This window comes from Chroococcidiopsis sp. CCALA 051 (assembly GCF_003015105.1).
Classification (GTDB): domain Bacteria; phylum Cyanobacteriota; class Cyanobacteriia; order Cyanobacteriales; family Chroococcidiopsidaceae; genus Chroococcidiopsis; species Chroococcidiopsis thermalis.
The window spans coordinates 1-14457 of sequence record NZ_PYCI01000156.1 but is presented as its reverse complement, the minus strand read 5'-3'; the positions used below and the strand labels follow the sequence as shown (position 1 = coordinate 14457).

14 protein-coding genes are annotated in these 14457 nt (G+C 44.8%); 6 read left to right on the top strand and 8 right to left on the bottom strand.

The genetic code is table 11. The features are described 5' to 3' along the window. Positions 1–595: 595 nt before the first annotated feature. From C7Y66_RS26390 to C7Y66_RS26375, 4 genes are all read left to right on the top strand, one after another. Positions 596–1147: a pentapeptide repeat-containing protein gene (locus C7Y66_RS26390; protein ID WP_106547869.1), complete on the top strand. Its 552-nt coding sequence runs from the start codon at positions 596–598 to the stop codon at positions 1145–1147. Between the two features lie 170 nt (positions 1148–1317). Then, complete coding sequence (locus tag C7Y66_RS26385; protein WP_199197646.1) at positions 1318–1533, top strand: hypothetical protein; 216 nt, start codon at positions 1318–1320, stop codon at positions 1531–1533. 44 nt (positions 1534–1577) lie between these two features. Further along, positions 1578–2771: a sulfite exporter TauE/SafE family protein gene (locus C7Y66_RS26380; protein WP_106547868.1), complete on the top strand. Its 1194-nt coding sequence runs from the start codon at positions 1578–1580 to the stop codon at positions 2769–2771. Further along, the gene (locus C7Y66_RS26375; RefSeq protein WP_106547867.1) at positions 2749–3210 is read left to right on the top strand and encodes a hypothetical protein; all 462 of its coding nucleotides are present in this window, start codon (positions 2749–2751) and stop codon (positions 3208–3210) included. Before C7Y66_RS26380 ends, C7Y66_RS26375 begins: the two co-directional genes overlap by 23 nt. Before the next feature lie 9 nt (positions 3211–3219). On the opposite strand, the gene C7Y66_RS26370 is transcribed toward C7Y66_RS26375, so the two are convergent. The 4 genes from C7Y66_RS26370 to acsF form a co-directional block, all read right to left on the bottom strand. After that, entirely contained in the window at positions 3220–4731 is a 1512-nt protein-coding gene (locus C7Y66_RS26370; protein WP_106547866.1) for a tyrosinase family protein, read from the bottom strand. A 244-nt stretch (positions 4732–4975) separates the two neighbouring features. Beyond that, positions 4976–6019, bottom strand: a complete 1044-nt coding sequence (locus C7Y66_RS26365) for an aldo/keto reductase (protein WP_106547865.1) — start codon at positions 6017–6019, stop codon at positions 4976–4978. A 373-nt stretch (positions 6020–6392) separates the two neighbouring features. Further along, positions 6393–6932, bottom strand: coding sequence for a hypothetical protein (locus tag C7Y66_RS32670; protein WP_233222861.1), 540 nt, complete (start codon positions 6930–6932; stop codon positions 6393–6395). Positions 6933–7343: 411 nt separating this feature from the next. Further along, complete coding sequence (acsF, locus tag C7Y66_RS26355) at positions 7344–8420, bottom strand: magnesium-protoporphyrin IX monomethyl ester (oxidative) cyclase (protein ID WP_015153382.1); 1077 nt, start codon at positions 8418–8420, stop codon at positions 7344–7346. Between the two features lie 177 nt (positions 8421–8597). On the opposite strand from acsF, the gene C7Y66_RS31400 reads away from it, so the two are divergent. Beyond that, complete coding sequence (locus tag C7Y66_RS31400; protein WP_106547863.1) at positions 8598–8813, top strand: hypothetical protein; 216 nt, start codon at positions 8598–8600, stop codon at positions 8811–8813. 36 nt (positions 8814–8849) lie between these two features. Beyond that, the gene (locus C7Y66_RS26345; RefSeq protein ID WP_106547862.1) at positions 8850–9329 is read left to right on the top strand and encodes an NINE protein; all 480 of its coding nucleotides are present in this window, start codon (positions 8850–8852) and stop codon (positions 9327–9329) included. A gap of 89 nt (positions 9330–9418) precedes the next feature. Here the strand turns inward: C7Y66_RS26345 and C7Y66_RS26340 are convergent, their stop codons facing one another. From C7Y66_RS26340 to C7Y66_RS26325, 4 genes are all read right to left on the bottom strand, one after another. Further along, complete coding sequence (locus C7Y66_RS26340; protein ID WP_106547861.1) at positions 9419–10165, bottom strand: DUF2996 domain-containing protein; 747 nt, start codon at positions 10163–10165, stop codon at positions 9419–9421. A gap of 134 nt (positions 10166–10299) precedes the next feature. Then, complete coding sequence (locus C7Y66_RS26335) at positions 10300–10575, bottom strand: MoaD/ThiS family protein (protein ID WP_015153385.1); 276 nt, start codon at positions 10573–10575, stop codon at positions 10300–10302. A 169-nt stretch (positions 10576–10744) separates the two neighbouring features. Continuing rightward, positions 10745–12046 carry a threonine synthase gene (thrC, locus tag C7Y66_RS26330; RefSeq protein WP_015153386.1) on the bottom strand — a complete coding sequence of 434 codons (1302 nt, stop codon included), beginning with the start codon at positions 12044–12046 and terminating at the stop codon, positions 10745–10747. 283 nt (positions 12047–12329) lie between these two features. Next, positions 12330–13934 carry an NAD(P)H-quinone oxidoreductase subunit 4 gene (locus C7Y66_RS26325; protein ID WP_106547860.1) on the bottom strand — a complete coding sequence of 535 codons (1605 nt, stop codon included), beginning with the start codon at positions 13932–13934 and terminating at the stop codon, positions 12330–12332. Between the last annotated feature and the right edge of the window lie 523 nt (positions 13935–14457).

The window sequence follows — 14457 nt, the reverse complement described above, 5'->3', positions numbered from 1 at the left end:
CTACTAAACAAAACTAATGCAGTAATTTCTTCTAATTCTTTTTCAAATGTCATAATTATTTTTCAGAGATTTGCTATCGTCTTCACTGGCACAGAGCCAAATATAGAATAATTGATTTTCTTCAGATTTCAGACTGGAAGAATTACCGAAGTTAGTGTGAAAGATTGGCTAATAAAAGCTGTTATTGTGTAAAAAGTTTAAATTGGTAGCTAAATTAATAAGAAGAGGTAAAGCGATCGCACCGTTGCTGATGCAAATAAATCTATGAATTCTCAATTGGCTTTAGCAACGAATAGAACCCTCAGAATGTAAAGAAATCTAAAGAATTTTAATTTTTCTATTAAATCTCACATATTTGTTCTCGGTTTGTTCAAAAATCGTAGTATGAGCATTAACTCAAATTCGTTACGAGTTTGAGATAAGGCGATTGAAAGAAATTGCCTATTTATCTTTAACAAAAAACTTTTAATGTTTATTCCCGCAACGTTTATCCAGTTGACTTGACAGCACTAGAGCAAGACTTGCAACCTATATGCTGTTATCCAAGTCGCGCGATCGGGGACGAGATTTTTGTAAGTATAGAAGGAGACCCCCCATGAATTTTGGATCGATGCGATCGCCTTTTGGCTGGGACACGAACCGCGATAGTATGGATGCCGCAGCACTCGTTAGTCGCTACAACCAGGGAGAGCGAGATTTTCGCGAAGTGCATTTGAGCGGCTTGAACTTGTGGAAAGTGAATTTAAGCGAAGCAGATTTTAGTGGTGCAGATCTAGTAGGAGTTGACTTTAGCGAGGCAAACTTAGCTGGAGTTAACCTGAGTGGGGCAAATCTAACCGGAACAAATTTGCGTCATGCCAACCTGACTGATGCCAAGTTGATTTTAGCAACGCTGCGAGGAGCCAACCTAGAACGGGTAGAGCTAATTAAGGCAAACCTCTCCCAAGCTGATTTGAGTTGGGCAAACTTAAGCCAAGCTAACCTGAGCGGCGCAAATTTAACAGGAGCGAATTTAGTGGATGCCAAAATGGAGGGGTTAATTTTGCGGGGAGCTAACCTCAAACGAGCAAAACTAAAATCTCAACTGCAAGATGAGCGAATAGATTTAGCTTGGGCAATCATGCCGGATGGATTAATTCACGATTGAATTGATAGCGGTTTTCCATTGGATGCAATACACGTCTGGTAGGGGCGCACAGCTGTGCGCCCCTACAAATGTCATCCATACAATCGAAAATTGCTATGAGCTAAGAGCGATCGCATATGTACGACAGCCTGTCTTTTGACTGAAGTACAAGTTTTACCTAAAGTAATGAGTTGCAGTCAAAACCAGGAGAATGTCACGCCCATCTTTACGTTAACGGCAAAAAAATCACTCGTTTATATAGCTCTTGGTATTATTTAGACAATCTTAAACCTGGTAAAACCGAAATTAGAGTTAGCCTGAATGCTAACAACCATCAGGTCTTAGCTCACAACGGTAAGATGATAGAAGCTACGCAAATCGTAGAAGTACCCGCAACCAAAAAGTAGAAATTTTTAACTTTTAACTTTTGACTTTTGACCTTCTACTGATAATGTCCCTCGGTTTCTTGGGAAGTTTCGGACACTGCGTCGGGATGTGTGGACCCCTAACAGTGGCGTTCTCTCTATCAGGTCAACAAGACAAACCGAAATGGCAGCAGCAAGTCTATTTTCATACTCTATTAAATTTAGGGCGGATAATTAGTTACGTTCTCGTCGGTGCGGCAATTGGGGCAATTGGTTCGATCGCGATCGCCAGCGGACAAATGGCAGGCATCGGTAGCGAAGTACGGCGCTGGCTGGCAACACTGACGGGAATCATGCTCATTTTATTTGGTTTAGCGCAGATTAACCCCCAATTTATTCACCTTCCCCTGCTACACCCCCTGACGCACGGTAAATGGCACGATCGCCTGAGTCGGGGTATGGTCAATCTATCTTTTAAAACACAATGGTGGACACCCGCAGGCTTGGGTTTAGTGTGGGGTTTAATGCCCTGTGGGTTTTTGTATGCGGCTCAAATTAAAGCGGCGGAAACGGGACAATTATGGCAAGGTGCAGCCACGATGCTCGCTTTTGGCATTGGCACTCTACCGATGATGCTAGGAGTAGGAGTCTCCACATCTTTTTTAAGTCGCGATCGCCGCAGTCAATTATTTCGCTTAGGTGGCTGGATTACAGTAGCAATTGGGGCGATTACCCTACTACGAACTGGGGATACGATGACTGATTATACAGGTCATGCATCCCTATTCTGCCTAATGCTAGCTCTGATTGCCCGTCCCATCAGCCGTTTGTGGGCTGCGCCCTTACACTATCGCCGCGTCTTAGGCGTGGGAGCCTTCGTACTCGCTTTGGCGCATACAACTCACATGATGGCGCATACGCTGGATTGGAATTTAGAAGCATTTGCTTTCCTACTACCCACCCATCAAGTCAGTTTAATCTTGGGATTTGTTGCGATTGTCTTAATGACTCCAGCAGCAATTACAAGTTGCGATCGCGCCCAAAAATTCTTAGGCACGCGCTGGCGACAAATTCATTTATTAGGAATTCCCGCCACAATTTTGAGTTCAGCTCATGCGGTGCTGATTGGTTCTCACTATTTAGGTAGCGTGAGTGAAAGCAGTCAGTTCTATGCAATTCTCTTGGGAGTTGCCACTGTGGGAGTATTGCTCGTGCGATCGCGTTGGTTTTGGTCAATTTTCCATATAGAAAAATACTATGTTTCAGCTAAAAAATTTTAGTAACTATACTAAGTTATTATTACTCAGCGTACTAGCAACAGGAGCGATCGCGACTGAGGCGATCGCCCATAAAGTAGAAATCTCTGGCGATGTCGGCGGGACAATTCACCTCGAACCTAACGACAATCCCCAAGCAGGAAAAGCAACACTCGCTTGGATCGCACTCACACGTAAAGGCGGACAAACAATTCCCCTTCAGCAGTGTAATTGCCAACTAGCAGTCTATGCCGAACCGCGCCAGAAAAATGCTGCACCACTATTACAACCGTCACTCAAAGCCGTGACAGCCGAGAAATATCAAGGCATTCCTGGCGCGGAAATTATTTTTCCCAAACCCGGTGCTTATCAGGTGGAATTGAAAGGGACTCCCAAAGCCGGAGCTAATTTCAAACCGTTTCAGCTCAATTTTGATGTCACCGTTGCCGCTACAGCGCGATAGCAACCCCGATTACTCTCTAGTCAGAGTCACTCCACTAAAGCGAACTGCTCCTTGTAATTGAGCTTGGCGATCTTGAGTAGAGCGATCCTGCTGTATCTGTCTATAAGGTGGCACAAAAGTAACAGAGATAAAATCTCCCGTCATGAGACTGCGCCGCTGTAGCTGCCTCACTGTAGAAGTAATATCAAGGCGGAAAGTGCCTCTTTGGGGCAGAGAGAATAGTGACAGAATCCCAGCATAGTAGGGACCATAAGGGTCTGGTGCAACTCCTTCAGGTAAATTGACGTAAATGTCGTAGGGAATAGGATTATCTGGGTTGTACTCGACTCCTGTAATGTTGAGAGTCAATGCAGATTCTGCTGTTAATGCTCTCGTCCTCACGAGATCTTGCGCTGGAGCAGACAGAGTGAGAGGCGCATCGCTGAGGACAATCGTTAATTGCCGATCGTTAGCCGACATAGCTATTTGTTGCTGAGTGCTTGTATCTGTTTGTTGAGTACTTGTATCTATACTCTGCGACGATGGCGTTACAGATCTGTTTCTCCTTGATAAAGGATCGTCATACAAATAGTTTAGTTGACCCGCAGTATCGAGAACATCCCTGCCGCGCAACTGTACCTGAGTGCCGTTTTCATCAAAGAAGGTAAAAACATCGTTCATCCAATCGCTGTTTGTTGTCGCATTTGCTCGTCCACCTCCCAGTCGCAACCAGCGCTCCCACAGGCGATCGATGTTCGCATGATGCAACCAAAAAATCGGATCGCGGGCAGCAGTAGGTACGCTTCCCATTAAGCCGCCTATACGTGAATGGATGCCATTATGAGGTCTTCGTTCTAAGTCCCCATAGCCATTAGCGCGGTGAGTATTCGCATTTGCCTCAGTTACCCTGCGTCCGCCAAAGCTGCGCCCGCCATCTGATGTATGGAAAAAGTTTGTCCGTTGAAAAGCATCTGCATATCTGACATCGGCTTCTGGCAATGGATCGCCCTGGTTAACATTTATGCTACTGCCGCGATCGCTATAGAGGGGGTTTGTGGTATTGGCGGGGATGCGAAACGGTGCGGGTAAAACGCGCTGTTCGACGGAATCTGAATAGTTCCAGTATGGGAGTGCCAGATTCGGATCGCCGGATGCTTGCCGGAGAATACGCTCGAAATAATATAGGTACATGCGATGCCAGGGGAAGAAATAGAAGGTTCCATGCTGGCATGTCCTCCATGCTGTTAATCTGCGTGTCTCACCGCTGGGAATGCCATGCATATTAGCTTGGTAAATCCAACTAGTCGGATTCGTATCAGGTCGGGATTTCATCACCTGAATACCCCTCCTGAGAGCCTCAACTTTTTGTGGCGACTGGATAAATGTATATATATTCTCGCGAACGTAGATCGTACCAGTCTGGGCGTTAGCGCGATCGGCGAAAAACCGACTCACGATGGGAACGCTTCCGACAGTAGCAGTTCCAGCAGATAAGAATCCAGCTAGTTTTAAAACTTGACGACGGGAAAGCTCGTAACTCATAAATTTCCCTCATGCGTAAAACTTAATAATTAATAGTTGCGTTGCAAAACTCAGTTGAGTTTGCAGCAGTTAAACGATGTTTTAATACAAGTTTCGATCGGGTCTTTATGGAAATACTTCATATTTATTAACTCAATCTTTAGTAACAATTCCACATAAAAAAGTCCGTAAAATACGGACTTTTTGTATATATTTAGCTACTCAGTATTTCTGTTAGCAATCTAATTTTTCGGTCGGCTAAAAACTAGAAAAAGCGATCGCGATCGATCTTAGTCAACGCTCCACCAAAGGCAAAATCTTGAACCATCGAACTTTTGAGAAAATCGTGAGGAAAACCGAGTTCAATTGCACTCACATCATTTAAGCGCTGCATTTGTTCGGCATTTAGTTCAAATTCCAAACAAGCTAAATTTTCTTCAAACTGTTTCAGTTTACGGGAGCCAATAATGGGAATAATTCCGCCTGGTTGCTGCCGTATCCAGTTGAGTGCAACTTGTGAAGGTGCTTTATCAATTTCTGTGGCTATTTTAGTCACCTCTGCTGCAATTTCTAGATCGCGATCGCTAATTTGGGATGCATTTGGATTGCTCAGTCTTCCTGGTTCGTCCGTCTCCTCTGCTGGACGATTATATTTACCCGTCAATACGCCAGCACCGAGGGGACTCCAAGCTGTCACGCCAATCCCAAGCGCTTGTGCCATTGGTAATAAGTCTCGTTCGGGGGTCCTTTCTTTCAAAGAATATTCAATTTGCAATCCAATAAACGGTGTCCAGCCGCGCAGATTTGCTAGGGTATTTGCTTGCGAGATAATCCAAGCTGGAGTATCGGAAACACCGATATACAATACCTTACCCATGCGTACCAGATCGTCAAACGATCGCATCACCTCTTCTACAGGCGTAGTGAAGTCCCAAGCGTGCAACCATAGTAAATCGATATATTCCACATTTAATCGCTGCAAACTGGCTTCTACTGCCTGCACCATATTCTTACGATGGTTGCCACCAGCATTGATTTCGCCATTACCCGTGTTTAAACTATATTTTGTTGCAATGACCCATTTATGGCGATCGCCTGCAACAAACTCACCAACATACTTTTCACTCGTACCGTTGGTATAGAGATTTGCCGTATCGAGAAAGTTACCACCCGCAGCGGCGAAGGCATCGAATATTTTACGACTTTCCTCGTAAGAACTTCCCCACCCCCAATCTTCACCAAAAGTCATCGTCCCCAGGCAGAGTTCGGAAACGCGCAATCCACTGTTACCTAATAGTTTGTAGCGCATAGATACTCTCCATCAATGCAAATATGATACTTTAGTGCAAGTCTGGTTTGTTATTGCCTCGTTCTTTCCAATAGCATACAGTTCATCTGCCTGCTGCACGGATTTGGGAGCAGCGCGATCGGAAAATAAACATGAAAAAACCCGCTTAATGCGGGCTGTTAGAACGATTTAGTCTTGTTAAGACATGAACTAGCGGAATAGCTAGATATATCTTAAGCTAGGCAATATTCATAACGATCTATCTTTAGATAGATGTTATGCTCGGTAACAGACGAGATAGCCGTCCGGCAGAGCATCAAAGGTCGATCGCTTCGCTATTGTAGCCAGTGGTTGTAGCAGGTACGCAATGCGATTGCGGCACCATACCAAAATCTCACAACATCCATTCCAATACAATTCCTAGCCGACTATCTTTTTCTTGACGCGAATTTTGCCTTTGTAAATCTGTAGATAACCGCAAATCGCGGGTAACAGCATAGCCAAAAGAGAGTGTTGTCAATCCTACTTCATCATCCGTACCAGGAGACACCCAACTTTGAGATAGAGCAATATCTGCCGCACCGCCGCGAGATAATACCAAGAGCAGCCTTGCGCCCAAATATATGCCATCAGTGGAATAATTGCCTGTTTCTATGTGTCGATAGCCGATTATCGGCGCAAAATTGATGTACTTTCCCAAAGGGCGCACGTAATAACGTAAGTCTACACCGTAAGCCTCGCGCTGGCGATCGAAAGCTGCTTGATAATCTCCACTAATCGTCAAACCACTTTTACTAATAAATAAATCCTCTATACCAAAATTCCAACCACTAGCATTATTTGTCGAAGGAAATAAAGAATATCCTAGCCGCAGACGGGTACGAAAACTCGGATCGCGATCGATCTCTTCTAGCACGTTCGGTACTTTACGCATCCAGCGCTGTAGAACAGGGCTGCTTTCAATAATTTCTGGCTTTAAATCTAAATTTGCTGCACTGGGTGTTTTGTGTAACTGTGGTTGACTCCACGCAGGTGTAGAGATGAGAAGGAACAGAACAATGAGATCCCCCCTAGCCCCCCTTAAAAAGGGGGGGATATGTCTTGTCAGATCCCCCCTAGCCTCCCTTAAAAAAGGGGGAATATGTCTTGTCAGATTCTCTCTAGCCTCCCTTAAAAAGGGGGAGCTGATTGCCCCCCTTGGTAAGGGGGGTTGGGGGGATCTTCCGTGACGTAGTTTCAACAAACCGAGATTCCAGCCGAACTTTCGAGATTTTGGCGATTCTTTCACAAAAAAAGTGGTTCTGCATAGTACAGAACCACTTTAGCGGAGCAAAACTTAAAGTTGCTATCGTACCATTCCGTGAGATGGGGCAACGTCAATTGGCTTCATCAAGTACAAGCGCAAGAGTTGCCAACCGTTAGAAACATAGAACGGTAATTTCTGGAAGAATTGTAGAAACTTCGGCGTATTAGAGCTAGCGATCGCCGTTAATTTTTCATTATTCTTCACGCAAACATCTAAGCGTTGGTAAAACTCTGGATTCTCTACATCCAGCATCACCGGAAATACCCGTCCTGCGGTTTCGTTCGTCTTCTCAATCACGTAGACATCGTAATCTCGCGCATTCAAGCCGATGGAAGCATAGAATTTAGCCCGCTGAATATCGTTAAGATACATCGTGGCAAACACCGACAACAGGAAGAAGCGACACCATAACCGCGCTTTCCAGTCATTTAACATTTGCGGTTGCGCCCGCATAATGGCATCAAAGAAATCTCCGTGACGGTTTTCGTCTTGACACCAGTTTTCAAAGAAGCGGAAAATTGGATAAATCCGATCTTCAGGATGCGCCTGGAGATGACGGTAAATTGTGATGTAGCGCCAGTAACCGATTTTTTCCGATAGATAAGTGGCGTAGAAGATAAACTTCGGTTTGAAGAAAGTATACGTGTGGTTCTTGGTTAAGAATCCTAAATCGAGCGACAAATCAAAATCAGACATCGCTTTATTTAGGAAGCCTGCGTGACGGGCTTCATCTCGTGACATGAGGGCGAAACACTCTGCTAATACAGGGTTTTTCCCCTTCAAGCGGCGGCTGAGTTCTTTGTACAGCAAGAAACCAGAAAACTCTGCCGTACAAGAACGCTCTAAAAACTCAACAAATAATTGGCGAGTTTCCCCATCGATGCGATCCCAAGATTGTTCAAATTCTTCATCTCGGACGAAGTGATGGCGATTGTAGTCAGTACGAAACTCTTCGAGTATTGCTTTCAACTCATCTTCGTTGACGGAAATATCCATCCGCGCCATTTCATCGAAGTCTGTGGTGTAAAACCGAGGCGTGAGAATGGTTTCCTTGGCTGGAGCTTTTACCCCAGGACGTATTTCTTCAAAGCTCGGCTTTTTCAGGGAATCTACCATGTCGTTTTGCTCTTGTGGGGTTCTTATCTCTGTAACAAAAGATAGAGCGCAATTTATTATCTAAAATTCAGTCTACCAAGGGTTCAGGGCGATCGCGTCGCTTTACCACATTAAGAGTTACTACACCCAATCAATTTTTTTTACAAATTTGTCACTTTTTAGGCGAAATAGACTGATTTGTGTATTAGAAGTCGGGAGTCGAGAGACAAGGGGGACAAGGAAGACAAGGGGGACAAGGAAGGCAAGGTAGACAAGGGGGACAAGGAAGGCAAGGGGGACAAGGGGGACAAGGAAGATAAGGTAGACAAGAAAGCGATTCTAGCCAAAGCGCCACTATCCACCACCCACTCACCAACAACTAACAACTACCAACTACCCATTCCCAATCTCTAACATAGAAAATACGCTCCCTGATTATCCACACAACTTATGAATAAAACTAGTAGTTCTTATATTCTGTGGTTGGGTTGTTTGCTTCAAGTTTACGGGTTGCATCGCTTCTATAACGGCAAAATAGCCACGGGTTTGTTGTGGCTATTTACTTTTGGTTTATTTGGTGTCGGACAATTGATCGATTTATTTCTAATTCCCGATATGGTAGACGATTACAACGCTAAGCTAAGAGCCAAAATGGGTTTATCTGCTGCTGGCGTACCGCTATCAGACCCGGTAGTTGCTACCCAGACAATCCAAGTAAATCCGAAAGAGCAATTGATGGTTAAATTGCTCAAAGCTGCGGCGGCGCATGGGGGTAAGCTTTCCGTCACGCAAGGCGTGATGGATACTGGTGCTAGTTTTGCTCAGGTAGAAGCAACTTTAAAAGAGATGGTCAAGTCTGGTTATGTAGGAGTTGACAATCATCCTGCAACTGGAGTGGTTGTTTACAAATTTCTGGAATTGCCATCGTAGCGATTTGCATTTGCATAAAATGCAACGTAGGGGCGCACAGATGTGCGCCCCTACAAATATCATGCACGAAAACGAGAATATAGCTGTAACTAATTCAGTGACAGCCACTTTTGACCGTTCAACCGCTGGACGATTCCCCACATGAGAAGGTCGAGCGTCATCTTGCGTTCGTCACCCAGAAAATGCTCGATAGTGCTGGGTCGAGAGCCTTCATTGCAAGAGAAATATTTCTTGCCTTGAATATCTTCATCAGGGAAATAAAGGTTGAATTGTCGCGAGACATTTTGCCACTTGCCAACAATTTGCCAGCACTCTTGCTGCTCTAAACCAACTACAGGAATTTTTTGCTTGGTAAGCGTTAAGTCTACATCCACGACTCCTTGAGCTTTTAAAGCCTTCTCAATTGCTGGGATGTAGTCTTGTTGGATAAATTCAGTGAATGGTTTATCTTCGAGTGTTGGACCTTTTTCTTTCTTAGCTTTAGCGGCGGGTTTATCACCTGCTGCTTTAGCGGCGGCTGGCTTATCGGCTTTAGGCGATGCGTCGGGTTTTTTGGAACCTGGCTTGTCAGCTGCTTTTGCTTGCTGGTCAGTTTCATTTGGAGCTTCTGCTGTCGCCGTGCCTTTTTCCTTCGCCTCGTCCGTATTCGCCACTAGATTCTCTTCTGGAATTGGTGCGTTGGCAGTAGGAATCTCTGAAGCTTCTGGGTCAGAAGTCGTTTTAAGATTTTCTGCAACGACATCAGGAGCTTGTTTATCTACAGTGCTGGGTGGCGCATTTTCGCCTGCCGTTTCTCCTGCTGGAGCCTGTGCTGGATTCTGATTTTCTTCTGCCATTGCTCAACTCATTCCTCGATCTATAGGTATAAGAGCGATCGCTTTATAACTTTTTCCTTAAAATTATTGTGACATGATAATAGAGACGTTACATGTAACGTCTCTCCACTGATAACTGATAACTGTTAACTGAATTAACCGCCAGCTACCGCAGGGACGATACTCACTTCATCGCCTTCTTTTAAAGGTGTATCTATACCATCTAAAAAGCGGATATCTTCACTATTCACGTATAGATTCAAGAAACGACGCGGTTGTCCCTGTTCGTCACACAAACGGGACTTAATTCCAGGAAAACCCTGTTCTAAGGATTCAATCAGCTCGGAGACGCTATTACCGCTACCCTCATAAGTAGCTTGATTGTTGGTGAATTTTTGCAATGCAGTCGGAATTAATACTTTGATAGCCATGTTTCGGGAGTCGGGAGTCGGGAGTCGGGAGGAGCCAGTCGCAAGAGCGGGGGTTCCCCCGCTCTTGCGAACTGGCGTTCGGGAGTTGGGAGTCGGTGCTGATTAATCATCAACTACCAACTACCAACTACCCATTACCAATCTAAAATCTAAAATCCAAAATCTAAAATTAGACCAAAACTTGTTGCCAATCCAGTCGTTCGAGGGTGCGAGAACGCTCTAATGCTCTTTCAAAGCTATCGAGTTTTGGCTCAATTGTTAGGGGTTCGCCTGCATATCCTTGGACGGCTTCTTGTGTCTTCAAGCCATTTCCAGTGATGTAAGCAACGGTAGTTTCTTCGGGGTCGATTTTACCTGCTTCTACTAGTTTTTTCAACACGGCGATCGTGGTTCCACCAGCGGTTTCGGTAAAGATGCCTTCGGTTTCTGCTAGTAATTTGATGCCTTCGATAATTTCAGGATCGCTGACTGATTCAATATTACCGTTTGTTTTCCGCGCAATATCTAAGGCATAGACACCGTCAGCGGGATTACCGATCGCGATTGATTTAGCAATCGTACTCGGTTTTACTGGTTTGATAAAGTCTTTGCCATCTCGGTAAGCTTGGGCAATCGGCGAACATCCGTCGGCTTGCGCGCCGCTGAATCTGACGTGCTTGCCTTCTACTAAGCCAACTTCGGTAAATTCTTGGAAGCCTTTGTAGATTTTGGTAAATAGGGAGCCGGAAGCTAGAGGTGCAACTACGTGGTCTGGGAGTTCCCAACCTAGTTGTTCTGCAACTTCGTAACCTAAAGTTTTGGAACCTTCGGAGTAATAGGGGCGCAAATTGATGTTGACAAATCCCCAGCCGTATGTATTTGCTACTTCAGAACAGAGGCGGTTGACTTGGTCGTAGTTACCTTGTACTGCCATTACAGTAGGGCTGTAAATCAAAGTTCCTAAAACCTTACCTGCTTCTAAATCAGCGGGGATAAAGACGCAGCAATCTAACCCTGCGTGAGCGGCGATCGCAGCGGTAGAATTAGCTAAATTCCCCGTACTCGCACAAGATACTGTCGTAAAGCCTAGCTCTCTAGCACGAGTCAGGGCTACCGATACCACCCGATCTTTAAAGCTCAGGGTAGGCATGTTGACAGCATCGTTCTTGATGTAAAGCTTTTTCAGTCCGAGGCGACGCGCTAGGCGATTGGCACGAACTAAAGGTGTTAAGCCAGTCCCGACATCAATTGGGTTATCGGTAGCAACAGGTAAAAAAGGACGATAGCGCCAAATTGAGTGGGGTCCTTTTTGAATGCTTTCGCGAGTGACGGTATCGCGCAGAGCGCTGTAATCGTAGGCAACTTCCAATGGTCCAAAGCAATATTCGCAAACGTGCATTGCTTGTAGTTCGTACTCAGCACCACACTCCTTACATTTCAAGGCTCTAAACGTGGCGTTTGTCTTGGTTTGGTTTGCGATCGCCTGAGTCATTAGTCATTCCCTCGATTGTCCGTCAACTTCGGTTGATACTAACACGGTGTATATAGCGAGTCAAACATACCCGACTTTTTTTGTCGGGATTTATATCGATTTCGCTCTCATAGCAATTCTCGATTGTATGGATGACATTTGTAGGGGCGCACAGAGAAAGCGCCCCTACCAGACGTGTATTGCTCCAATTGAAAACCGCTATCATCATCTGGAGATGCAAAAATGTAGGGTGCGTTAGTAACTAACGCACCCTACAGATAAATACTAAAGAATTGACAAATGACTATTCAGCCAAATTTGATGTCTGAGTCACGGCTAACTGAGGTGCAGCCAGCAGGCGAGAATATAGAGGAGTCTTGGGCTGCTGTGCTACCACGGTAGACAGGGCGGTACGTACTTGGCTTGCGACTGCTACCGTCTTGACATCAAAAGTTTGCGTGGCAATTTTAGGATACAAGCCAATGCCGACGATGGGAACTAGCAGACACATGGCGATCGCAACTTCTCTCGGTCTAGCATCGCCTAAATATGACTCGAATGCCAGTTCGTGATTTTCTTTTCCATAGAAGACTTGCCGCAACATGGACAGCAAGTAAATCGGGGTCAGAATTAAACCAACAGCCGCGAGGAAGATGACGACAGTTTTGAACGCAGAACTGTAAGCGTCACTGGTGGTGATGCCGAGGAATATCGTCAACTCACCCACAAATCCGCTCATTCCTGGTAAAGCTAAAGAAGCCATTGAAGCGGCAGTGAATAAAGCAAAGACTTTGGGCATTGCTTTCGCCATCCCCCCCATCTTTTCCATGATTAAAGTATGGGTGCGATCGTAAGCTACTCCCGATAGGAAGAATAAACAAGCGGCAATTAAACCGTGGGAAACCATTTGCAATACTGCGCCGCCAATGCCTAAATCAGTGTAGGAAGCAATCCCAATCAGGACAAAACCCATGTGGGCTATGGAAGAATAAGCGAGTCGCCGCTTGAGATTACCTTGACCGAAGGCAGCAAAAGCACCGTAAATAATGTTAACTACCCCCAATATTGCCAAGACTGGTGCAAAGTAAACGTGAGCATCGGGTAGTAGTTCAATGTTAAATCGGATGAGCGCATAACCACCCATCTTTAGCAATACCCCAGCCAAAATCATTGAGATGGGGGCAGATGCTTCACTGTGGGCATCTGGTAGCCAAGTGTGCAGGGGAAATACTGGCAATTTAACAGCGAAGGCGATAAAGAATCCCGCATAGGCTAGCATTGCCAAGACTTTAGGATAGTGTTTCAGGCCCAGGGCAGTCAAATCGAAGGTGACTGTATCCCCGTAAAAAGCCATTGCTAAACCAGATATCAGAATAAATATAGAAGCAGCAGCAGTATACAGAATAAACTTAGTGGCAGCGTAGCGCCGCTTTTGTCCTCCCCAAATGGAGATCAGCAAGTATACAGGGACTAGCTCGATTTCCCACATTAAGAAGAACATCAATACATCTTGGGCAACAAACACGCCAATTTGGGCGCTGTACATGACCAAGATTAGGAAGTAGAACAAGCGTGGCTTGTTTGTCACGTTCCACGCTGCCAATGTTGCCATCGTGGTGATAAAACCTGCTAGCAACACTAGAGGCATGGATAAACCGTCAACGGCAACCGACCAGTTTAAACCAATTTGGGGAATCCAAGCGTAGCTTTCGACGAGTTGATATGTAGAGTTTTGTAAATCAAAATGCTGCCAAAAGGCATAGAGCATGATGCAGAAATCTGCGATTCCGACTCCGAGAGCATACCAGCGAACAATGCCTTTAGAGTCTGGAATCAAAGGAATGGCTAGGCTGGCTACTAGCGGTAGTAGGGTGATGATGCTTAGCCAAGGGACTTGTTCGGGAAACATGGCTGGGAATAAATACTTACTATCTATGGCTTCTATTTTATTAAGTTAAGTAAAGATTTGCAAAGGTAATTTCAACTATTTTTCTGAAATCTTTAACTTTCACAGTAAAAATACTCATAGCTTGAATGAGTATAAAGGAATACTTAAAAATATATGTCGGTACTGGCAAATACTGTTGTGTCGCAACTCGCACGCTATAAGAAGCGATAAAGAAAAATCACCCCGATCTTCATCGCTACATTTACACTAAGTAATCTTAAGTATAGATTGCCAATAACTAGCTATAAACAGGCTATTCAACAGAAACAAAATAATATTTTTTATACTTACTTTATTAGCAAATAAAATTTGGTTAGTCACAAAAAATCTTTAAAGTAACTTTGAACACAGTTGCTCCACTGAGTAAATAAGCAACTGATTTGTCAAAACAAAGTAATTTTAGTTAGTAGACCTCCTGCGTGAATACTTGAATTGTCATCCACACGCGAAGCGAAACATCTGGGAGATGCTTCACTACACTGCG

Bases quoted from the DNA above. Each gene is read 5' to 3' on its own strand.
- C7Y66_RS26390 (WP_106547869.1), top strand. From the start codon at position 596: ATGAATTTTGGATCGATGCGATCGCCTTTTGGCTGGGACACGAACCGC.
- C7Y66_RS26380 (WP_106547868.1), top strand. From the start codon at position 1,578: ATGTCCCTCGGTTTCTTGGGAAGTTTCGGACACTGCGTCGGGATGTGT.
- C7Y66_RS26375 (WP_106547867.1), top strand. From the start codon at position 2,749: ATGTTTCAGCTAAAAAATTTTAGTAACTATACTAAGTTATTATTACTC.
- C7Y66_RS26370 (WP_106547866.1), bottom strand. From the start codon at position 4,731: ATGAGTTACGAGCTTTCCCGTCGTCAAGTTTTAAAACTAGCTGGATTC.
- C7Y66_RS26365 (WP_106547865.1), bottom strand. From the start codon at position 6,019: ATGCGCTACAAACTATTAGGTAACAGTGGATTGCGCGTTTCCGAACTC.
- C7Y66_RS32670 (WP_233222861.1), bottom strand. From the start codon at position 6,932: ATGCGTAAAGTACCGAACGTGCTAGAAGAGATCGATCGCGATCCGAGT.
- acsF (WP_015153382.1), bottom strand. From the start codon at position 8,420: ATGGTAGATTCCCTGAAAAAGCCGAGCTTTGAAGAAATACGTCCTGGG.
- C7Y66_RS26345 (WP_106547862.1), top strand. From the start codon at position 8,850: ATGAATAAAACTAGTAGTTCTTATATTCTGTGGTTGGGTTGTTTGCTT.
- C7Y66_RS26340 (WP_106547861.1), bottom strand. From the start codon at position 10,165: ATGGCAGAAGAAAATCAGAATCCAGCACAGGCTCCAGCAGGAGAAACG.
- C7Y66_RS26335 (WP_015153385.1), bottom strand. From the start codon at position 10,575: ATGGCTATCAAAGTATTAATTCCGACTGCATTGCAAAAATTCACCAAC.
- thrC (WP_015153386.1), bottom strand. From the start codon at position 12,046: ATGACTCAGGCGATCGCAAACCAAACCAAGACAAACGCCACGTTTAGA.
- C7Y66_RS26325 (WP_106547860.1), bottom strand. From the start codon at position 13,934: ATGTTTCCCGAACAAGTCCCTTGGCTAAGCATCATCACCCTACTACCG.